A 21,776-nucleotide genomic window follows, 5' to 3' on the forward strand; every position below is an offset into this window, starting at 1 on the left:
GGACTGCTTTTAAAGGCCGGCCCCATTAGACAGCCGGACCACCATCTCCGCCATCTGAGGCAGGGGAATCCTGCGTTCCTCCTCCAGCCACTTCAGAATCAGGCTGAAACTCCCGGATGCGATGTAGGTATATACATATTCCGCAACGGCCGGGTCCATGGCCTTTTTCATCTGATAGTCCTTCACGAAACCTTCCCGGATTATCATAGTGATTCTTCGCTGGAAGTCCGGGTTTCCGTTTCCTCCCAGCAGGATCAGGCACAGTTTCTCATTCTGCTCGATGTATTCCAGGATCTTGGTCAGCATCACCAGCATATCCGAGGGGTTTTCCTGGTAGTCAAAGCTCTGCAGATACATATTGATATTATCGATTACTTCCTGCTCCACCGTGGCCAGCAGGTCCATCGGGTCTGTGTAATAGCTGTAAAATGTAGCCCGGTTTATTTCGGCGGCCTGGCAGATCTCCGTGACTTTGATCTGGGTTACCGGTTTGTCCTGCATCAGGTTGATCAGCGCTTCTTTTAAGAATAATTTCGTATAGCGGACCCGTTTATCTTGTTTTTTTATTTCCATCCTTACCTCCATGGGAGCGTTCGCCCGGCAATTTCCCAGATATTGTTTAATAAGATACATTTATCAGCGTATTTGTTTGGCATGTTACAGTTCGGGATTTTCTGATTGTTGAATTAATATCACTATGTATATTATTATAGATATATGAAAGAAAGTCAACACGACGTATGAAAACAGAGGTGATTTTTCTGGATATTTTATCAAAATACTTTTTAAAACATAAAAAAAGTGTGACTGTTCTGTTCCTTACCGCGGCCCTTATCTTCGGCCTTATGATCCCCCTGGTCAGGATCAATTATAACATGGCCGACTATCTCCCCGAGGACGCCCAGTCCACGAAAGCCCTTCAGATCATGGCGGACGAATTCGGCGGTTCCGTGCCCAACATCCGCATTATGGTTCCCGTTACCTCGATACCGGAGGCTCTGGCTTTTAAGAAACAGCTGGAGGCGATAGATGGAATCTCGGATGTCCTCTGGCTGGACAGCGCAGCGGATCTGAAGCAGCCGCTTCAAATGCTGGATCCGGACACGGTGGGGACTTACTATAAGGATGGCATGGCGCTCTTTGACGCCACGGTGAGCCCCGGCGCGGAAGCCGGGACCGTGGAAGCCCTGTACCGTCTGGCAGGAAGCGACGGTGCCCTATCCGGAGAGGCGGTTACCATCGCCTCCGCCCAGGAGATGGCGCAGAGCGAAACTCTGCGGGCCATGCTGATCCTGGTTCCCCTTATCCTTCTTATCCTGCTGCTTTTTACCTCCTCGTGGATAGAACCCTTATTCTTTTTGCTGGCCATCGGAGTGGCGGTGCTGATCAATCTGGGTACCAACCTGTTTTTGGGAGAGATCTCATTTATCACCCAGGCGGTCAGTCCGATTCTGCAGCTGGCGGTATCTCTGGATTATGCCATCTTCCTGCTGCATCGGTTTTCCGAATGCCGCCAGGAGACAGAAGATCCGCAGCTGGCCATGCAGATGGCTATGAAAAAGGCCTTTTCCGCGATCGCCGCCTCCGCCGCGACTACTTTATTCGGCTTCGTGGCTCTAAGCTTTATGAATTTCCGGATCGGTCCGGACTTAAGCCTGAACCTGGTGAAGGGAATCCTGCTGAGTTTCCTGTCCGTTATGATCTTTCTGCCGGCGGTCACGCTATGCTTTTATAAATGGATCGATAAGACCAGGCACCGGCAGCTGCTGCCGGTCTGGAAGGGGATCGGGAAATTCGTGCTTCGTCTTAGAATCCCGGTGCTGATTCTGATAGCTCTGCTGATCGTTCCGGGTTATCTGGCCCAGACTCGCGCGTCTTTTACCTACGGCATGGGGGATAATTCTCCCGGAAGCCGGCTGATGAGAGACGATGAGGCCATCAACACAGTCTTCGGCGAGTCCACAGCCATCGTTCTTCTTGTCCCCAAGGGAGACGTGGCGGCTGAAAAGGAGCTGGGCCAGACTCTGAAAGGATTGGACCACGTGACCGGCGTCATCTCCTACACAGCCATGGCCGACGCCGCGATCCCCTCCGATTACCTGGACGCGTCAGTCACCAGCCAGTTTTATTCCGATCACTATACCAGAATGATTGTAAATACAGATACGCAGGAGGAAGGGGCAGTGGCCTTCGAAACAGTAGAGCAGGTGATGGGCGCGGCGCGTTCCCTGTATCCGGAAGGAGTCTACTCCTGCGGGGAAAGCGTCAACCTCTATGACATGAAGACTACCGTAACGGCAGATAACAGCAGGGTAAACCTGATCGCGCTGATCTCCATCGCCCTGGTGCTTCTGTTGACCTTCCGGTCCCTGACGTTCCCGCTGCTGCTGCTTTTAACCATTGAAACGGCGATCTGGATGAATCTGGCGGTTCCGTATTTCCAGGATTCCACCCTGAACTATCTGGGGTTCCTGGTGATCAATACCGTTCAGCTGGGCGCCACGGTGGACTACGCCATCCTTCTGTCCGACAGGTACAAAGAGAACCGTAAGAGCCTGCCCGCCAGGGAAGCCCTCTGTAAGACTCTGGCAAATAATTATCTCTCCATATTGGTTTCCGGGTCCATCCTGTCCTTTGCCGGCTTCTGTCTGTACCTGACATCATCGAACCAGATTATCTCCCAGCTGGGACTATTGCTCGGACGGGGCACTCTGTTATCCATGCTGATGGTCCTGTTCTTCCTGCCTGCGCTGCTTTTGTTGTTCGACCCGCTGCTGCGGATCACTACGATCCATTCCAATTTTTGCAGTGCTCATAGCGGCAATAAAAAGCGCTCTTGAACGTGAACCGGAGGTTTAAGGCTGAACAAAAGATGTTCACCCATACTGAATAAATGACGCAGTATATGCGTAACAGGAGGTAAATATGAAAAAACGAATTCTTTGTCTGATTTTGGCTGCCGCCCTGCCTCTCTCCTGCTTCCTCGCTATGGCCCTGCCGGTACAGGCCGGGGAGAATAACGAGTCTGCGTCCGGGCAGGACAGCCCCGCCAGCACTCCTCTGGATGATTTTACCAAGGATGAGGTCGTCTACAGCAAGCTCTCCTCCGACGGGTCGGTCCAGTCCATCTATGTGGTCAATACGGTCTACACCCGGGAAGCAGGGGTTGTCATTGATTACGGCGCTTACGACTCGGTCTCGAACCTGACCGATGAGTCCGCCATCCGCTCGGATAATGGGGAAAATATACTGACCGTGCCTGACGGCACATTCTACTATCAGGGAAATCTGGAAGCGCGCCCGCTGCCCTGGACCTATACCATAAACTATCAGCTTGACGGCGCTTCGGTCAGCGCGGACCAGCTGGCCGGCGCAGCCGGACATCTGTCTCTGCAGATCCATACCGCACAGACTCCGGATATGGAGCCGTCCTTCTACGACAATTATATGATGCAGATCACGGTGACCATGGATAACCGGCTCAGCCGGAATATCACCGCCCCGGATGCATCTATCGCCAATGCGGGCTCCGACAAACAGATCGTATTCACCGCACTTCCGGGAAAGGAAGGCAAATTTTCACTGGAGGCCGATGTGCATGATTTTGCCATGGACGGTATTATGATCGCCGCCATCCCCTTCTCTATGGCCATCGAGATGCCGGACACTTCAGAAATGACCGGTGATATCACAGAGCTGTCCGATGCCATCGATCAGCTGAATCAGGGCGTGTCGGATCTGTCCGGAGGCATCCGCACGCTTCTGGACGGCAGTAAGGATCTGGCGTCCGGTTCTTCGAAATACCAGGAAGGCATGCATAAGCTGGACGCAAATACGGATAAGCTCCAGGCCGCCTCCGCCACGATCCGGGACGCTCTGGACACCATATCCTCCTCGCTTCAGGAACAGGCCAAAGAGATAGACCTTAACAGCCTGAACCAGCTGCCCGGTGCCCTGCGGGAGATGTCCGCAGGCCTTGATCAGGCTGTGGGAGGTCTTACCCAGCTCCGTGATAATTATAAACTGGCTTATGACGCACTCGTGCCGGCCTTAGACGCTCTGGATGACAGTCCGCTGACTCCCGAAGAGCTGGCGTTCCTGCAGTCCATGATGACCCCCGGTCCCGGCACCGGCAGTCAGCTGCCGCCGGAGCTTGCCCCCCTCGTTCCGATTCTTCAAAAGCTGACCGACACGTACACATCGGCCCTGACCGCCAAGGGGACTTTCGATGCCGTCAAAGAAGCGTTCGGCGCGGTAGACTCGACTCTCTCTTCGCTGATCACACCGCTTGGAACCATCAGCGCTTCCCTTGGCACCATGGCCGACGGAATCGGGCAATCACTGAAAGACAACGATATCACCTTAGCGCTGTCACAGTTGACCACGGGGCTTTCCGATCTGTCCGCCAATTATTCCACGTTCCATTCCGGGCTTGTGGCCTATACAAACGGCGTGTCCGATCTGGCCGACGCTTTCGACACCCTGAATCAGGGCATCGGGCAGCTGGCCGACGGTACAGCCGAGCTGAACAAAGGCGGCGGCCAGTTGAAGTCCGGAACCAAAGAACTCTTTGTAAATACCAGGGATCTGCCCGACCGCCTGCGCGAAGAGATCGATAAGCTCATGGAGGATTATGACAAGACGGACTTTCATCCTGTGTCCTTCGTGGACGGCCGCAACAAGCATATCGAACAGGTCCAGTTTGTCGTGTCCACGCCGCCTGTCGATATTCCCGTAAAAGAGGCTCCGCAGACAACGGATTCCAAGCCCCAGACATTATGGGAGAAGTTCCTGGATCTGTTCCGGTAGGAATGCCGTTATTCAGACCAGGCTATGGGTGTCACCCCGTCATCGTCATATAGTTCATAGAATGCGTCCGCGTAGCCGATGTAATCCAGCGGCTCGTTGGAGACTTCCGCTATGGTTTCGGCGGCAGCTCCCACCGGAATTGATTTTCCCTTACGAATAAACAAGGGCACCTCGTTAAGGGCGATCTCCACATAATGGTGACCCTTTTCCAGAACTTCCTCCCGGATCGTCCCATCGGGCAGGAACTTGATAAATTTCATCTCTTCCGGCAGGTAAACATAACGGCCGGACGCGTTCTGTGTATAGACCGGAGCGATCATAATCTCACTGCCGACCAGCAGCTGGTCCTCCACCTGACAGGCCATAGAATCCTGCGGATATTCAAAAGCCAAAGGTTTAAACATCATCTCGTCATGCAGCGCGGCCTTCATATATTCGCTGTACAGATACGGGATCAGCCGGTAGCGCACGCCGATCACATGCCGGAAGTCCTCCAGCTCTTCGAAGCGGTAGCACTCCTGAAGCCTGGTCCCCAGGGCGGCATGGTTGCGCATGAGAGGCGTGAATACTCCCAGGGCCAGCCAGCGCAGCAGCAGATCTCTGGTGGTATCCGCCCCGAATCCGCCAAGATCCGCGCCGACATACAGGAAACCGCACATATTCAGGGAAGGCAGCATCCTTAAGTTCAGCAGAATATGGGACCACCAGGACTTATTGTCCCCGGTCCAGATGCCGCCGTAGCGATGCATGCCGATGTAGGAGGAACGGGAGAACATCAGGATCCGCTTATCCGGCGAAAGCTTTTCAAAAGCCTCCCCGGCTGCCCGGGTCATGTTATAACCGAATAGATTATGCACCTTATCATGTCTGATTCTTTTCCCGTTCACTTCATGGTAAAAGCGCTGATAGTCCTTGGGACTGTTGGCAAGGCCATTGGCCATTTCGGTGATGGCAAAGGGGGAAAACTGATCGCTGTCCTCCAGGAACTCCCTCATGAATTCCTTTGCCTCCTGAAGGCCTTCTTCGGAATAGAAAATGGCCGGCTCGTTCATATCGTTCCAGAAACCGTCAATTCCCTGGGATATCAGGATATCATATTTATTTCCGAACCATTCTCTTACCTCGGGGTTCAGTACATCCGGAAAATGCGTCCAGCCCGGCCACACGGCGGCGGTAAAAGCAGTGCCGTCCTCTTTTTTACAGAAATAGCCTCTCTCCAGACCTTCTTCATAGACATCATACCCTTTTTCAACCTTCACCCCCGCATCGATGATCGGAACCAGGTGGATACCGGCGGCTTTCATGTCGGATACGAACCGGCCGAAATCCGGGAAATTCTCTCTATTCACCGTAAAATCCTTAAAGCGCTCCATATAATCAATATCCATATATAACAGGTCCATGGGAATATGGTTTTCCCGGTATTCCCGCACTACGCTGCGAAAGTCTTCTTCCGTGGTATATCCCCAGCGGCTCTGGCCGAAACCAAAGGCAAACTTCGGCGGAATATAGCTGCGCCCGATCATCCCGCGGAATTGTTTTACAATATCATAAAGGGACTCTCCCTGGATCAGATACAGAGAAAGATCCGCCTCTTCACAGGTGATGTCCAGCCGGTTCCTTTCCGTACAGCCAATGTCGAAGGTTAACCCGGACGGATAATCGATAAACAGGCCAAACGTATCCTTACCGCTCACAATCAGGAAATTATGGGCGCCATACAGGGATACCGCATCCTCCGTGTGTTCCGGGTTGTCCGCACAGTTGCTGATATATTGATATCCTCTTTTATTGATACCTCTGTTGGCTTCTCCCAGGCCATATATTTTATCCTCAAGATCCATATGATACGTATAGCGGAAACCATTTTCCATGGATATCTCCCCATATACAGGTACTCCGTCGTCAGCCGGAATGTCTTTTGCGACTGCCTCTGTATCAAAAGGAGTGCCAAAAATATATTTCTTAATCATACGAATACCTCCATATATCATTTTTTACATTATAAAAAAATCCCATTGAATAATCTTGCATTATTTAATAAAATAATAACACAATCATGACATCCCCGGGTTTATATCAATAGGTCTGCTATGGTAGTAACAATAGGATAACGGCAATAGAAAGGGCGTGGGCCGGTATGAACAAAGAATACTCTCTTGAGGAAAACGTGCAGCACGGCACAAAAGAAAGGCCTCTGACAATCATGAATTTTAAGTCCGGAAAGGGCACCTTTTATCCAGACCGTTTCTTCGTGGAACGTCATTGGCATTACAACACGGAAATACTAAAAATACAGAAAGGCCGCTATAAAGCTGAAATCAATCTGGAGACCCTGTACCTGGAAGAGGGTGATATCTGCATGATCAACAGCGGGGAGCTTCATTTATTGGAAAGTATGGGATCTGATACTCTTCATGACGCACTTCTATTTAACCAGCAGATTTTAGCGTTTTCTTATGAAGATGAGATGCAGGAAAAACTGATCCATCCCCTTCTATGTAATAAAAAAATGTTACCCAGATTGATCCGTCCTTCGGATCTGGGGTACGTACCGATCAATAAACAAATGGAACATCTGATCGATTTGGGTAAAAAGACAGCGGACCACTGGTATTATCAGCTTAAACTGGAAATACTCCGGTATCTGATCGAGCTGGACCGGTATGGTTTATTGAATTCCAGTGCGGATGCAGTGAGTGTCTTTGAAAAAGAACGCATTGACCGCTATAAACGGGTCGTTTCTTTGATAGAGGAAAAGTATACATCGGCGCTGACACTGGAAATGCTGGCCCGGTCGGCCGGCTGTAATCCGCAATATCTCTGCCGTTTTTTCAAAGAGATTGCAGGGACTTCCCCCATTCAATACCTGATCCGCTACCGGGTCCAACAGGCAAAACGGTTATTAAAAAGCACAACCAAAACCGTCCTGGAGATCAGTTTGGATTGCGGCTTTGATAATGTGAGCTATTTCATCCGGCAGTTTCGGAAGCAAACCGGGCTGACGCCCAATGACTTCCGCAAAAGGAAACAAAACGTACTTTTCCAGGAATAAGAGCAGCGCCGGAACACGAATTATTTCCGGCGCTGATACATTCCACATTATTTCCTGGATAAACCTATTTTTGGGCCAAAAGCTTTCTAACTTGATCGTGCGTACAGAAAACGGTAAAATTTCATAACGGGTCTCCAATATTTCGCGCTGTTTTAAAGTAGCTTCCGTATACAGCAGAGGCGCAACTTCGAGCAGCTCGATTGGCTCACTGACAGTAAAAGAGGTCGCTTCTACTTTCACATAACCAAAACGCTGAAGTGCATCATTTTCATCGACAGCCGTAACAGGATCATATTCATACACGCTGGTAATGCTCCCCCTCTGGTTGCTCTCCCTTTCCTTGTCCGAGGTCCGTCGAAGCCCGCTATACCCATTGGCTGCCGTTTCTAATCTTTTTTTGCCTTGGGTTTTGCTGCAATCGCGTACCTCCACTGTAAGGTCGATATCTTCGGAAAAGCGTTTCATCCAGCCAATCGCTTTATATAAAGCAGTACCACCCTTGAAATAAGCAGGCAGCGTATCCTGCCGTCCCGCCAGTTCATATAGAATCAAAGTAATATAATAATCCTTCTCTATAATATCGTTACGGATACCGGTCCGTCGTCCTATATCCGAGAGCAACGCCTCAAACGCCTCCCTGTCCTGATGTAGTCTCATTTCACACCTCCATTAACAAATCGACCAGCTGCATCACTGTCCTGGCAGAATAAGTACCTACGGGCGGTAAATATCAGTCAATGCTTGCCTAAAGACGGTGAGCGGATTTTAATTTTCATAAGAAAACCCATCCTTTCATATTGACATTTTTTGATTTGACGCATATACTATATCGTATCAAGATATTTTGATTTGAGGTGATACTGTTGGAACTTACTCCCGTGAAGAATGCCAAGGTATTTAAGGCGTTTTGTGATGAAAAGCGGCTGATGATTTTGGAGTTGCTCCGTAGCGGCGAAAAGTGTGCTTGTGTGCTTCTTGATGATCTTGAAATAGGACAATCCGGGTTATCCTACCACATGAAGATATTGTGTGAGTCGGGTATTGTGGAGAGCCGACAGGAAGGCAAATGGACGCACTACAAAATCAGTGAGCAAGGCAGCAACGAGGCCATGGAACTGCTGAAGGCAATTACCACTCCCTATGGTACAGCGGAGGACACAAGCTGCTGCAACAGATAAAAGCCATCTGATAAGAGGTGGCTTTTATCTGACACAATGCATCAAATTATTTTGATGTAACTATGCAATTTAGGAAAGAGAGGTCAGTTCCATTATGGAAATTCTGCAAACCATATGGCTGTTCTTCCAAGACCAAGTGCTTGGAATGAAATGGCTCAATGCCATTATCGGCAATCTGCTTTCGCTGTTGGGTCTTGATGTGTCAGGACGAATTGGCGGCAGCGTTCAGTTTTTTATCTACGATGTGCTGAAAATCACTGTTTTGCTCTGCGTGCTAATTTTTATCATCTCCTACATTCAGAGCTACTTCCCGCCAGAGCGCAGCAAGAAAATCATGGGACGCTTTCACGGCGTTGGAGCTAATATTGTGGCGGCGCTGCTGGGAACGGTAACGCCCTTTTGCTCCTGTTCCTCCATTCCTCTGTTCATCGGCTTCACCAGCGCAGGGCTGCCGCTGGGCGTGACGTTTTCCTTTTTGATTTCCTCGCCTATGGTTGACCTCGGCTCTCTTGTCCTGCTGATGAGTATCTTTGGTACAAAAGTTGCCATTGTGTATGTGCTGGTCGGGCTGGTAATCGCCGTAGTCGGAGGTACACTGATTGATAAGCTCCACATGGAGAATCAGGTGGAGGAGTTCATCCGCTCGGCCAGCAGTGTGGACATTGAATCGCCGGATTTGACCCGCAAAGAGCGTGTCCTCTACGCCAAGGATCAGGTGGTGTCCACCTTTAAGAAAGTGCTGCCCTACATTCTTGTCGGCGTTGGCATCGGTGCGCTCATTCACAACTGGATTCCCGAGCACTGGATTGAGATGGTACTCGGCAGCAATAATCCCTTTGGCGTGGTGCTGGCAACGTTGTTGGGTGTTCCCATGTATGCTGATATATTTGGCACAATCCCTGTAGCGGAGGCACTGCTCTACAAGGGCGCACAGCTTGGCACGGTGCTCTCCTTTATGATGGCGGTGACCACCCTTTCGCTGCCCTCCGTCATCATGCTCCGCAAGGCTGTAAAGCCAAAGCTACTGGGGCTGTTTATAGCGATCTGCACCATCGGCATCATCACTGTTGGCTACCTGTTTAACATTTTTCAGTATCTGCTGGTGTAAAGGGAGGAAAGTGAAAATGGGAAACTATTGCTGTGGTGAAACCTATTGTAATGGCGGCGATGCTAAAAAGGTACTGGTTCAATATCTGTACCTTGATCTCAAAACCTGCGACCGCTGCATCGGTGCGGATACAGTGCCGGAGGAGGTTCTTCTCACGGTTTCTCCTGCTCTGGAAACTGCTGGGTACCGTGTCAAACTGCAAAAGATTGAAATCTCCAGCGAAGAATTATTTTAGGAGGATATGGATTATGGCATTGTTTGGTTTTGGTAAGAAAAAGGACATCAAGGAAGAAGGCGCCGCTTGCTGCTGCGCTGGCAACTGCAACGCCGAAACGATGGCGCAGGCCGAGCAGGTGAAAACCAGCGGCGCGGCGGTGAAGGTGCTGGGTTCCGGCTGTGCCAAGTGCAACGCTTTGGAAGCAGCAACCGCGGAGGCTCTCCAAGAGCTGGGGATGGATTCCACCATCGACCATGTGACGGACTTTACTCAAATTGCCGCCTATGGCGTGATGACCACTCCGGCGCTGGTGGTGGACGGCAAGGTGGTTTCTTTTGGCAAGGTCCTGAAAAAGGTTGAGGTCATTCAAATTCTGCAAAAGGTACGAGGGTAATGGGAACAAACATGAGTAAACCCAAGGTAGCTTTTATCTGCGTTCACAACTCCTGCCGCAGCCAAATTGCCGAGGCGCTGGGTCGGTACCTTGCTGCAGATGCGTTTGAGAGCTATTCTGCCGGGACAGAAACGAAGCCGCAGATCAATCAGGACGCGGTGCGGCTGATGAAACAGCTTTACGGCATCGACATGGGGCTGACCCAGCGTTCCAAACCTCTGGAGGATATCCCATCTGTGGATATTGTGGTGACGATGGGCTGCAATGTGACGTGTCCAATTTTGCCCTGTAAACACCGTGAGGATTGGGGGTTGGACGATCCTACCCGGAAAAGTGATGCAGAGTTTGAACGTACAATTAAAACAATTCACTCCAAAATAGAGAATTTGCGAGAGCGAATCACAAATAATACGCTCTAAAGAAAGAGGCTGGCATTTGTCAGCCTCGTTCTCCTGTTCTCAGTTACATCCCCAAAATGGTCCAAACATAAAGCGGCGCAGTCAGGCTGAACACCAGACATGCGAACAGAATAGCCGGGGCAGTAAACTCAAACTGTCCAAAATTTTACCAATTTTCGTACCAAATTCTTACCAAATTTTCCGCGAAAATTTACGATATTTTACGATCAATTACATCACCCGCGAAAACATGAAAAAACGCCGGAAACTCTAGGTTTTCCGGCGTTTTCGCACGCTTATCTGTATAAAGTTATCATTGCATCTGCTTTGAGAACTTTAACTAACAAACACAGTATTTATGCCGAACACCGGAATTATTTAATATTTTTTACCAATATAAGATTTTGGTATAAAATATCGTTAATAATCATTTGTAAGTTAATAATCACCTTTCTACAATTTGGTAAAGAGTATTAACGTTTTGGTAAAATGGTATTCTCAACGTAACGCCTAAGTATTTGCAGAATTGTATATAGTTAAATCATACTCAACTTTTGCCCCTCCTCTTCTGATATGATAATTTCTTCACCTACATTATTATAAATCATTTTGTTACCGGCAGCATTTCCTAATTTAACTACTTCCCGGTCATACTTTTCTTGGGTAACATGTGTATAGATATCAATCGTCGTACTATAGTTCTGATGACCCATTAATTTTTGTACAACTTTAGGAGACATATCTGCTTCAAAACATCGGCTGCAAAACGTATGTCTGATAGCATGAGGATACATCCTATCAAAATTTTCAGGTTCTCTATTTTCTCTGACAGAATCAAAAGCCTCTTTTTCATTTATAGAATCAACTAAATTATTAATTTCTTTTTCTGCATGATATCTTAAAACTGGACTTCCCATACTTGTAACAAATACCAATCCGTCAAATTCATCACTTCCCCTCCATCTGGCTCCAAGCTCTTTACGTAACAAATCAACTTTAAGCTTTTGTTTTTGATACATTTCCTCTGCTTCTCCCATAAATGGGATTTTTCTATAAGAGTTTTGAGTTTTCGGGGTGGAAAATTTTAAAGTTTTAACTCCTCTTTCATATTGACAGGATAGTTGACGGTTTATATTAATGCATTGATTTTTAAAGTCAACATCACACCATTTTAATCCTCCTACTTCACCAATTCTCATTCCTGTCAGAAACATGACATAGAACATTTCTTTATACCAGCTATTTTCAGCTGCCATTAAAAACTTATTTTGTTCCTCTTGAGACAGGAAGCGCCGTAGCACTACTTTATTTTCCCAGGGAACCTTTATTTCAAAACAAGGATTGATACTTATGATACGGTTGTTTTTAGCCGACTCCATACAGTCTCGCATTCTACCCAATGCATCTCGTATTGATGATGAGGCCCTTCCTTTATCCTTCATATTATTTATAACTTGCTGAATATCTTTATTAGTTATTTCTGTTACTCGATAATTTCCGAGTTCAGAACCAAAAGTCTTACGAAACAAATTCTTCATAGATAAAATGCTTGTTTCTTTTATATAGGGCTCTTTATAAGTGGTAAACCATTCATCAAACCATTCATTCAATGTGATCGTTTTTCTTCTTACATCTATGTTTTGCTGTGCACTGTTCTTAGCTTTATTAAAATCCTGCTTTAGCTTGTTTAGGTTAAAATCGTACAGATTTATAGAAATTCCATTAATTTGGGCCCTTGCTTCATATCTTCCATCTTTTCTTTGGTATAATCCTACTCCCAGATTCCTTCCTTTCAGATCTTTACCCATAATGATCTATACCTCATTGGCTATCATTTTTATTACCGCTGATACTACATAGCCATTTATCAAGTAAAACTTTGTTAGCATAAAGTCTGTTTCCTATTCTGACGGTAAAATTATTGTTCGTCTTCGTTAAGATTTCTCTTGCTTTCGTTTTACCAATACCTAAATATGTACATACTTCGTTAATATCTAATAGAGCCTTATCTACTGGTGTTTTTTCCATATTTCACTCCCCTCGTTGAAAATTGATTTATGCTTCTTGATTACCATACGTATTATAAACATGTACGTAACAGCATTTAATACCACAACCTTTTAAATGACTACATACACTTAATATCGGGGCACTTGCATGATGCCGTAAAGATTGTGTATGCTACATAACTTAATTACGAGTGCCCACACTTAATCTTAACTACGATAAAATGCTCTATTATACCCATTCCGGAGCATTCGGACAATAGTGATCTGCAAATTTGGCAGTGCATCACAGGCCAGAAGCCTCTCCCATCCCAGAGAGCTGCCCTTCGGCAGGAGTATCATTATCCCCGTTTTTGTCATCGCAATACATTTCCGCCACGAAATGTTTTAAGGCAAATATTTATCGCTCGTACTTATTAAAAAACATTAGTATATCACAGCGTATTTCCTATGTTGCTTTCTGGTTTTCCAGTAAAACGGTTAGTGTAATCACTATTGGCTATGACGTTAATAACGTGTTTATCAAGGATCAATACAAAAGATAAAGTTAGACTATTATCTTTTTACCTAGAAATACCTAGCCGGTATTTCTAGGTAAAAAGACAAATAAAAATCTGATCATTTACTGAAATATTCTTGCATCTCGCTTATTAAGTGTTTTAAATGGGATAATATAAAACTTATTTGTTGTTCGTCACAATATTTAATCAACGATATAAATTCGTATTCCCATTTTTTATCTATTGTCCTTAGCGGGCTGGGTATTATTTTTTCCGGAGGAATATCAAATTTCCAAATCAATATCAAGAGTGTTTTTAAACTTATATTCCTTTGTCCGGCTTCGATTCTATAAACATATGATGGAGATATTTCAAGTATATCTGCAAGCTGCTCTTGTGTTAAACCACGTTCAATTCTTAGAATTCGAATATTATCAGATATGATTTTCATTAAACTTTTTATCATCTGTATAATCAACTCCATACTGATATTTTAATAGGTTTTCATTTCGATAACCACTGACAATCAGGCGAATTAATTTTGACATCCAGACATGCTATTAGTAATATCAATCATGCAAAAAAGAAAGTATTCGGCTACACTGAATAAAACTTAGTGATGCGAATACTTTACTAATCTAAATTGTATTTCAATATTGATGTTATAAATTTTTATACCTTACCCTTACTATTTAAAATAGATTAAATTCAACTCGCAAATTTTCCTCCTATTATATATTATCCTTCACAAATTGATCCAATGTTATATTGTATAACCTGCATAGTCGCCATAAATCCTCAATTCTAGGCTCTCGATGATTCGTTTCCCAATTACTTAGGCATTGGCGGGACACATTAATCAAATTTGCCGCATCCTTTTGAGACAATCCGGCTCTACGTCTATAATACGATAAACGTTCTCCAATTTCCATTAAGTACACCTCCTAATATATTTATGATGCACAAATGGTATTAACGCAAGTATCCCATATATACTGGGAAAAACATCTCTTTCAAAAGATATAATAACCATTTGAAAGCCATTGAATATCGAAGACTAAGTCCTTCCTTTATGACGTTACCTAAAGGTAACAACATGTAATATCTCGCGTTAGAAAAATAATCTCACATATTTCTAATTAAATTTAAATATACTTTACAGCATCCCTTAATACATGCCCTGCAGGCGAGGTCGCAGAAAATCCGCCCCATAAGGTATAATTAATAAGGATGTTTTCTTCAACTAACTGTCCCGTGTCCTATATATCAAATATTTTTTCTATTTCGACACTTTATCCAGCTGAATCCTAATATACCGTTTATTTTCCATCCCTATATTCTCCGGTGCCTGTCCTGTCACCGTTAGGCTGCAGGCCAGATCCAGGACTGCCGCTGCATGCTCCGGACCATTCGCCTGAACTGTTCCCAACAGCCTATGCTCTTCCACCGCTTTTAATCCCTGTGGAGTCCCGTCGATCCCTGTGATACAGATATCCGTCATTCCGGCTTCCTCCAGAGTATCAGCTGCCCCGATAGCCATATCGTCATTGTTGCAGATTACCAGTTCGATCTGATCACCGTACTGGTGATACCACTGTTTCATCAGTTCTGCCGCCTGATTTTTTTCCCAGTTAGCGACCCCACCGGCCAGTTTCTCGATGCGGATGCCATAATCCAACAGCGTCTGTACACTCCATTGTGTCCGGATCAGGGCATCCTGGTGCCCCGCCTCCCCTTCCAGCATCACATATTGCAGGACTCCGTCCCCATTGCGGTCCAGCTTTCCGGGATCTCTTTCGTAGGCTTCCACGATCAGTTCCCCCTCCAACACTGCGGATTGCCTCGCGTCGGAACCTACGTAATAGATCTGTTCTCCCCGGAATATGTCTTCCTCTACCGGTTCCCTGTTAAAAAAGATCATTGGGATTTCCGCGTCAATCGCTTTGTCGATCATTACAGCCGCGTTTGTCCTGTCAACAATATTGACACAGATCACGTCATAATTTAATGAGATATAATGTTCGATCTGCTGGTTCTGCAGATTCTGATTTCCTTTGGCATCCGTTATATCCAGATTGATTTTTATATTACCTTCCTGTTCATATTGTTTGGCCAAATCCGACATGGCTTCCAGAATGGTAGAAATAAAGGTATCGCTCTGTTTGTATGCGGATACTCCTATTCTGATGCTGCTTTTGTGTTCCTGCTCCTGCATAGCCTCCCGATTCGTCTGATACAGCACGTTTCCAGCTGCGCAGAATACCAGCAGGAGGAAAGACCCTATCCATATCGTTTTTTTCTTCTTCGTATTTTCCATCTATAACTCCTCGTATAATAAGCCTCGTTTAGGCTATATGCTTCATGCTTTCCTATTCGATGGGATAGAGCACATATTGGTACTCAGTGCTGTTAAGTTCCTCCGGACCGATCAGATAAAACGGCTGCATCTGTCGCCCCTTTCTGTTTTCCTTGCGCAGCAGATACACCATATTTTCCAGGCACAGATAGCCCAGATTATAATCGTTGCAGATCGTCAATGCCTGGATACGGTCCTCCTCCATATAGCGCAATGTACGGTTCGTATAGCCATTACCATAGAGCTGTAACTTCTCCATCTGCCGCTTCACCGCTTCCCCGCAGATCCGGTTCAGAACCGTGGCGTCGGTTCCTACCATAACCTGCATCTTTTCAGGGTTTGAAGCATCGAATAAGTCCTGTACTTCCTGCTCTGATTTCACTTCTTTCAGTGTTACCGGAATATCCGCTTCTTGCAGCCGGCCCATAAGCCCCTGGTAATAGGTTTCGGCTGACTCTTTATTTTTATTAGAGGTGACGGCGATTACTTTTTGTACTTGGCTGCTATCATCAAGGATTCTGCCGCCCATCTCATATCCCATCTGATAACTGTCGATTATAAGATTCAGCCCGGTTTTTTCCGATGGAATATCGGATATGATTGCCTCCACCGGGATACTGAGCGCCGTCTCATCCAGATACCGTGCGATGTTCTCTGCGTCAAACGGTGCAATCACCATTGCATCGGTTCCGTCTTCGATTTCTCTTTGAATCTGTTCCTGCTGGCTGCTGTATCCATTTGTATCATAAAGTGTGGCAAAGGATATTTCCACCTGATATCTCGCGGCAGCCTGATCCATTCCTTTTTTAAAATTTGTCCACGCGGAATCATCCGTATCATCAATGACAATGGAGATCCGGCTCACTTCACTTCTATTTTCCTTCCAGATCAGGTCCGTGCTGGATAACAGAAACAAAAGAAGCAATATGATCCCCATAATCAACATTCCGTACTTTTCTATCTTTTCCAGCAATTATAAATCCTTCTTTCTCATCTCTTCGTAAGAAATCGCGGGCAGATGCACCACCACGCTTGTGCCCACATCCGGTTCGGAATGGATCACCAGTCCATAAGCGGGACCGAAATACAAACGGATCCGCTCCTGCACATTCTTTATCCCGATTCCGGACCCGCTTGTGCCGGTCAGCAGCCCTTTCATCAGATGTTCCACCGTATCTTCCCTCATTCCCAGCCCATTGTCGGCCACCTCCATATACAGGTCTCTTTCCCGTCTGGTTACGCTAACCTGTATATGACCGTCTCCGTCCATGAATTCCATTCCGTGATAAATCGCATTCTCCACCAGCGGCTGAAGGACCAATTTTAACGTTCCCAGCTCCAGCGTATCCTCTTCCGCCTCAATAAAATAGGTAAACTTGTTCTTATAACGCATACTCTGAATCATCAGATAATTCCTCACATGCTCCAGCTCATCTTCTACACGAATCCCTGTCTTTCCTTTGCTTAAACTGATCCGGAAAAAACGTGCCAGAGCGGTGACAGCCCGGACCGCATCCTGACGTTTTTCATTTTCGATCATCCAGACGATTACATCCAGGGTGTTATACAGAAAATGGGGATTGATCTGGGACTGCAGGGTATATAGCTCATTTTTCCGTTTTGACTCATGTTCTTTTACGATGTCCTGCATTAACCGCTGCAGTTGAACTGCCATCTTCCGGATCGCATTACCCAAATGCCGGACTTCATAAGAGCCTTCCGGTTCTATCATAGTATCCAGAGCGCCTTCCTCCAGGATACGGACAGAATGTTCCAGCTTGCGGATCGGATTCGTTACTTTGGAGGAAATAAAAGAATTCAGACCCATCATACAGGTCAGCGCGAACAGAATAATAAATAAAAGAAAGCAGGTCCCTTTTTTATCCCGCAGCAGTCTATCCTGCCCATAAGTAACCCCTACAATCTTCCAGCCGGTATATCCCACCGACTTTACCGTCACATTCCTCTTCCTGCCTCCGAACATTTCCGTATGAGGACCATCCCGGTACCGGGCAGCCTGCATGTTATTCTCCGCCACCATCTGTGAGCACACCAGTTCATAGAACGGATGGTAGATCAGCGTACCGTTCGCATCGGCCAGATAGGTGTAACCATCCCGTCCCAGTGATACATCCCCGAAGATCTGTTCCAGTTCCGAGTACCGCATCTGAATCAGCAGCACTCCCTGTGTACTCTCCTTTCCGTAGTTCATCTGTACGGCCCGGCTTAAATCCAGTACCCAGGTATACTCATCGTCATTGTTTATAAAAAGCTTCTGCACCTGTGGCATAGAAAAATGCATATTCTCTGTACGTGCCAATGCCTCCCGGAACCATTCCTCACCCATGATATCCGCCATTCTCAAAGGCAGGGCAGGGGCTGATGCCAGAAGTTCCCCGTCCTGTGAGAACAGCGCGATATTTTCAATCAGGTTTTTATTGGTATCGTAGAGCAGCTGCATTTCTTCGGTTATGGATTCTTCCTTTATATCTTTGTTTTTAATTACACTGTAAGCCAGGGTATCCGATACCTGCATCAGATTGCGCAGATAGGTCTGCAATGTGTTGTTTACCTGGATCATCAGCGCCTGGTTTTTGGAATCTGCCGTTTCTTTGAACTCTTTGGAGAAACGCTGGTACAGGAATGAAGCGGTAAAAGCCGTCATAATGGCAGCCGAAACAGTCAGTGCGCACCAGATAATATACCTCATACTGATTTTTTGGCCGAAAGTCTTCAGCCTAGCCATCATTCCCCAGATCATAGTGACCCACGCCCTCTGTACTTGGTTGGTGAGATCCCGAATTTCTTTTTAAAAACATAACTGAAATAATTTGGTTCCGTATAGCCTACCTTTTCCGCAATCAGATAGGTTTTATCTTCCGTCTGATTCAAAAGTTCCAGAGCTTTTTGCAGACGGACCTCCGTCAAATAGGTCACAAAACTTTGACCCGTCTCTTTTTTAAACAGTGAAAAAAAATACGATTGGCTGATGTGCAAATAATTGCACACCGTCTCCACAGTCAAATCCGGGGTTGGATAGTGTTCCTGGATATATTCCTTGGCCATGTCAATCAAATTCTGTGTCGTGTGCCGGCGTTCATCATGAATTATTTCACTGATCCGGATACTGGTATCGGCAAGCCATCCAAACAGCTCTTTCCGGCCTGTCAGCTCAAGAAGCAGCTCCGCACAGTCCTTGCCTTTTCCTAAAACCTCTGCCGTATCCAAACCGAACCTTTTCAGCATCTTCGACACTGAATTCAAAATCTGAAGGGTATAAAACTGATAATCACTGCTGTGGGCTTTTACATCATTCATGTTCTCTACGATCTCTCCCACGGACTCTCTGATTTGGTCCGCACAGCCGAACTTGACGGCGCTGATCAGTTTACCTTCCATTTTACTGTCGAATTCCAGATATTCTTTCTGAACAGGTTCTACATCTTTGCTGTAGATCACTTGTCCAGTGCCCATAATCACCCGGTAACCCAACGCTTCCTTACATTCTGCATAAGCTTCTCGGAGGCCGCCCGGTTCACGGCATATCTGGCTGACGCCGATGGTCACGTCGGCTTTTAAAATCCTTCTGCATTCTTTACAGATATATTGGAGGTTTTTGATCAAATCCGGCAGCTGGCCCGGTCCTTTGAGAGCTGCAATCAGATACCAGCCCTGGGAGCCCCGGAACATGGCATAGCGAAGATCGGCAAGGATACACTCCTCTGTAATTTGGCGTACGGATAAGAGTACCAGCTCCTTTTCCTTCCATACCGGTATATATTCCAGAACCTCTTGAGATGTTCCTCCTTCTATAACCAGTCCTGCTGTTACCCAGCAGTCCGCGTCTGCAATATCAATTCCATAATAGCGCAGTTCCCCGCCAATGGCATTTTCTTCGATCCTCCCGTGTACCAGCTCATTCAGAAAATGATCCTGGAGATACGGCAGATTTCGCCGGAAGTTCGTCCGGAGGATCTCCACATTTCGTTTCTGTTCCAGCTCTTCCTGAAGCGTCTTATGAATCCCCCGTAGAATTTCAGTCAGTTCTTCCACATTGACCGGCTTTAAGATATATTCAATTACATTCAGCCGGATGGCCTGCTTCGCATATTCAAATTCATCAAAACCGGAAAAAAGGACAATCCGGATGGATGGATTATAGTCCCGGATTCGGGCGGCAAGCGTAAGCCCATCCATATAAGGCATCTTAATATCGGTTAACACCACATCCGGATCGAGATTTTCCAACATCTCTAACGCGTCCTGGCCATTTTCCGCATCACCCGCCAATTGAAATCCCAATGCTTCCCAGTCTATTTTATTTTTGATACTGTCCCGCACCTCCGCTTCATCGTCCACAAGAATGATACGAAAGAATTCCATATGGATTCGCCCCCTCCTCCTTTATGATAACTTATTTAGCAGCTTTACTGCGCCCCGGCTCAACGGGCATGCGCTTATTTAATTACCTGCCTTATACTTTTGCTCCCGGTACCTGCTGGGTGTACAGCCTGTATATTTTTTAAATGCAATGCCAAAGGAATGCGGGTCCCGATATCCCACTTTTTCTGCCACTTCCCGTATCTTCCAGAGGTTCTGTTCCAGCAGGGTTTTTGCTTTCTCCATCCGCAGCCTGGAGAGAGCAGCAGAAAAGCTTTCCTGCTTATACCTGCGGAATACTTCACAGAGCCGTGTGGGACTCATGGATACACACCGGCTGATATCAGCAAGCCGAAGGTCCGGTTCCATATAGTGTTCCTCCATGTATGCCGTCACATGAGCGATCTGTCGGATCAGATCCCCTTCCTGGCTCCGGTGCAGTTCGGTACCTGCGCTGCGGCAGTAACCGATAACCCGTTCCAATGTGTGATCGATCGTTTCGTCCTGTAAAATATCTTCGGAAAGCCGGTTTCCCTCTCGATATATGCAGTGTTCTCCAAAACCGGCCTGCTTCATGTACCGCGCGATATTCCGTATCATATTCTCAAACTGAGACCGGCATTGTTTCTCCGAAGCACACAGATACCTCAGATACCGGACAAATCCATGTAGCTGTTCTTCCATCTGCGGAATATCATTTTTCTGCAAAGCATGCAGGACAGCCTCCTGCCAAGGGCCACTCTCGACAGGAACCCGACCGAACTCCCTCTCCGCCTTATAGACCTGCCCGTAGCCGTATAAATATTTTCCTTCCATGGCCTTGTCTGCCGAAACCAGCACTGCCCCCGCTTCTTCCGCGCGGGAGCTGACAGTCCCCATCCCGATCGTCACTCTCCCACAGCCCCAGGTCTGCGTAGCGTTTTCTATCAGCCTGCAAAGATCCATGCACCGCTTTTCCAGCTCCTTTTTTGTCCTGGAGGTAACTAAAATTGCCCGTCGGTAACCTTTATAACTGAAAAAACTGCAGCCCTCTAAGCTTCTCATTGTTTCCTCTACAGCCTTCATAAAGCATTCCGTGCGGCTGACATATCCGACCGGTAGATGCCGCCCCTCTATCCTGTTTTCTTCTATAATCAAAATCGTATAATATGCCCCTTCCAGATACAGTTCCTGACGAATAAATCCAGCTATGTCGCCGATATTAATCCTCCACTGACTGAACTGTCGGCTGCCACTGTATTGTAAGTGATTAGGATACCCCACTGTGGTTACCATGACCGCACCGCCTCTCTTAAAATCATACCTTTCTTTTATTGTAGAGAAATAAAAGAGCTTATTGAACTAAAAAAAATACGAAATATGTTTAAAATTATAC

At 46.6% G+C, this 21,776-nt stretch carries 19 protein-coding genes and 2 pseudogenes; 8 read left to right on the top strand and 13 right to left on the bottom strand.

Annotated elements, in window-relative coordinates; all coding sequences use genetic code 11:
- Window positions 1-9: 9 nt before the first annotated feature.
- Window positions 10-573: a TetR/AcrR family transcriptional regulator gene (locus tag ABC831_RS03940; RefSeq protein WP_343246943.1), complete on the bottom strand. Its 564-nt coding sequence runs from the start codon at window positions 571-573 to the stop codon at window positions 10-12.
- A 167-nt stretch (window positions 574-740) separates the two neighbouring features.
- Between ABC831_RS03940 and ABC831_RS03945 the strand changes: the two genes are divergently transcribed.
- Window positions 741-2,840, top strand: coding sequence for an efflux RND transporter permease subunit (locus tag ABC831_RS03945; protein WP_343246944.1), 2,100 nt, complete (start codon window positions 741-743; stop codon window positions 2,838-2,840).
- 85 nt (window positions 2,841-2,925) lie between these two features.
- Window positions 2,926-4,809 (top strand): hypothetical protein, encoded by a 1,884-nt coding sequence (locus tag ABC831_RS03950; protein ID WP_343246945.1) that lies wholly within the window; start codon window positions 2,926-2,928, stop codon window positions 4,807-4,809.
- A gap of 8 nt (window positions 4,810-4,817) precedes the next feature.
- Here ABC831_RS03950 and ABC831_RS03955 read toward each other — a convergent pair whose 3' ends face one another.
- Entirely contained in the window at window positions 4,818-6,782 is a 1,965-nt protein-coding gene (locus ABC831_RS03955; RefSeq protein ID WP_343246946.1) for a glycoside hydrolase family 31 protein, read from the bottom strand.
- 167 nt (window positions 6,783-6,949) lie between these two features.
- Between ABC831_RS03955 and ABC831_RS03960 the strand changes: the two genes are divergently transcribed.
- On the top strand, window positions 6,950-7,864 hold the full coding sequence (locus tag ABC831_RS03960; protein WP_425524559.1) for a helix-turn-helix domain-containing protein: 915 nt from the start codon (window positions 6,950-6,952) through the stop codon (window positions 7,862-7,864).
- Window positions 7,865-8,029: 165 nt separating this feature from the next.
- Here ABC831_RS03960 and ABC831_RS26470 read toward each other — a convergent pair.
- Window positions 8,030-8,521: pseudogene (locus ABC831_RS26470) on the bottom strand (nucleotidyl transferase AbiEii/AbiGii toxin family protein); the annotation flags it as partial.
- 206 nt (window positions 8,522-8,727) lie between these two features.
- On the opposite strand from ABC831_RS26470, the gene ABC831_RS03970 reads away from it, so the two are divergent.
- The 5 genes from ABC831_RS03970 to ABC831_RS03990 all read left to right on the top strand — a co-directional run bounded on the left by ABC831_RS03970 (window position 8,728) and on the right by ABC831_RS03990 (window position 11,180).
- A complete protein-coding gene (locus ABC831_RS03970; RefSeq protein WP_343246948.1) occupies window positions 8,728-9,042 on the top strand; it encodes an ArsR/SmtB family transcription factor in 315 nt (104 codons plus the stop codon).
- A 94-nt stretch (window positions 9,043-9,136) separates the two neighbouring features.
- The gene (locus tag ABC831_RS03975) at window positions 9,137-10,150 is read left to right on the top strand and encodes a permease (protein ID WP_343246949.1); all 1,014 of its coding nucleotides are present in this window, start codon (window positions 9,137-9,139) and stop codon (window positions 10,148-10,150) included.
- Between the two features lie 16 nt (window positions 10,151-10,166).
- The gene (locus ABC831_RS03980) at window positions 10,167-10,385 is read left to right on the top strand and encodes a DUF2703 domain-containing protein (RefSeq protein WP_343246950.1); all 219 of its coding nucleotides are present in this window, start codon (window positions 10,167-10,169) and stop codon (window positions 10,383-10,385) included.
- A 13-nt stretch (window positions 10,386-10,398) separates the two neighbouring features.
- The gene (locus tag ABC831_RS03985) at window positions 10,399-10,761 is read left to right on the top strand and encodes a thioredoxin family protein (protein WP_343246951.1); all 363 of its coding nucleotides are present in this window, start codon (window positions 10,399-10,401) and stop codon (window positions 10,759-10,761) included.
- A gap of 11 nt (window positions 10,762-10,772) precedes the next feature.
- Entirely contained in the window at window positions 10,773-11,180 is a 408-nt protein-coding gene (locus ABC831_RS03990) for an arsenate reductase ArsC (protein ID WP_343246952.1), read from the top strand.
- Between the two features lie 43 nt (window positions 11,181-11,223).
- Here the strand turns inward: ABC831_RS03990 and ABC831_RS03995 are convergent.
- The 10 genes and pseudogenes from ABC831_RS03995 to ABC831_RS04035 form a co-directional block, all read right to left on the bottom strand.
- A pseudogene (locus tag ABC831_RS03995) lies at window positions 11,224-11,319 on the bottom strand (DUF3852 family protein); the annotation flags it as partial.
- 376 nt (window positions 11,320-11,695) lie between these two features.
- Window positions 11,696-12,967 carry a tyrosine-type recombinase/integrase gene (locus tag ABC831_RS04000; protein WP_343246953.1) on the bottom strand — a complete coding sequence of 424 codons (1,272 nt, stop codon included), beginning with the start codon at window positions 12,965-12,967 and terminating at the stop codon, window positions 11,696-11,698.
- Window positions 12,968-12,980: 13 nt separating this feature from the next.
- Entirely contained in the window at window positions 12,981-13,187 is a 207-nt protein-coding gene (locus ABC831_RS04005; protein WP_343246954.1) for a DNA-binding protein, read from the bottom strand.
- A gap of 596 nt (window positions 13,188-13,783) precedes the next feature.
- A complete protein-coding gene (locus ABC831_RS04010; protein ID WP_343246955.1) occupies window positions 13,784-14,149 on the bottom strand; it encodes a helix-turn-helix domain-containing protein in 366 nt (121 codons plus the stop codon).
- A gap of 247 nt (window positions 14,150-14,396) precedes the next feature.
- Entirely contained in the window at window positions 14,397-14,597 is a 201-nt protein-coding gene (locus ABC831_RS26475; protein ID WP_425524560.1) for a helix-turn-helix domain-containing protein, read from the bottom strand.
- Window positions 14,598-14,944: 347 nt separating this feature from the next.
- Window positions 14,945-15,982: a galactose ABC transporter substrate-binding protein gene (locus ABC831_RS04015; RefSeq protein WP_343246956.1), complete on the bottom strand. Its 1,038-nt coding sequence runs from the start codon at window positions 15,980-15,982 to the stop codon at window positions 14,945-14,947.
- A gap of 52 nt (window positions 15,983-16,034) precedes the next feature.
- Window positions 16,035-16,994 carry a substrate-binding domain-containing protein gene (locus ABC831_RS04020; protein ID WP_343246957.1) on the bottom strand — a complete coding sequence of 320 codons (960 nt, stop codon included), beginning with the start codon at window positions 16,992-16,994 and terminating at the stop codon, window positions 16,035-16,037.
- Complete coding sequence (locus ABC831_RS04025) at window positions 16,995-18,782, bottom strand: histidine kinase (protein WP_343246958.1); 1,788 nt, start codon at window positions 18,780-18,782, stop codon at window positions 16,995-16,997.
- Window positions 18,779-20,404 carry a response regulator transcription factor gene (locus ABC831_RS04030; protein WP_343246959.1) on the bottom strand — a complete coding sequence of 542 codons (1,626 nt, stop codon included), beginning with the start codon at window positions 20,402-20,404 and terminating at the stop codon, window positions 18,779-18,781. The genes ABC831_RS04025 and ABC831_RS04030 overlap by 4 nt, the downstream gene beginning before the upstream one ends.
- 78 nt (window positions 20,405-20,482) lie before the next feature.
- A complete protein-coding gene (locus ABC831_RS04035) occupies window positions 20,483-21,676 on the bottom strand; it encodes a helix-turn-helix domain-containing protein (protein ID WP_343246960.1) in 1,194 nt (397 codons plus the stop codon).
- Between the last annotated feature and the right edge of the window lie 100 nt (window positions 21,677-21,776).

This window comes from Diplocloster hominis, from assembly GCF_032380655.1.
Classification (GTDB): Bacteria; Bacillota; Clostridia; order Lachnospirales; family Lachnospiraceae; genus Diplocloster; species Diplocloster hominis.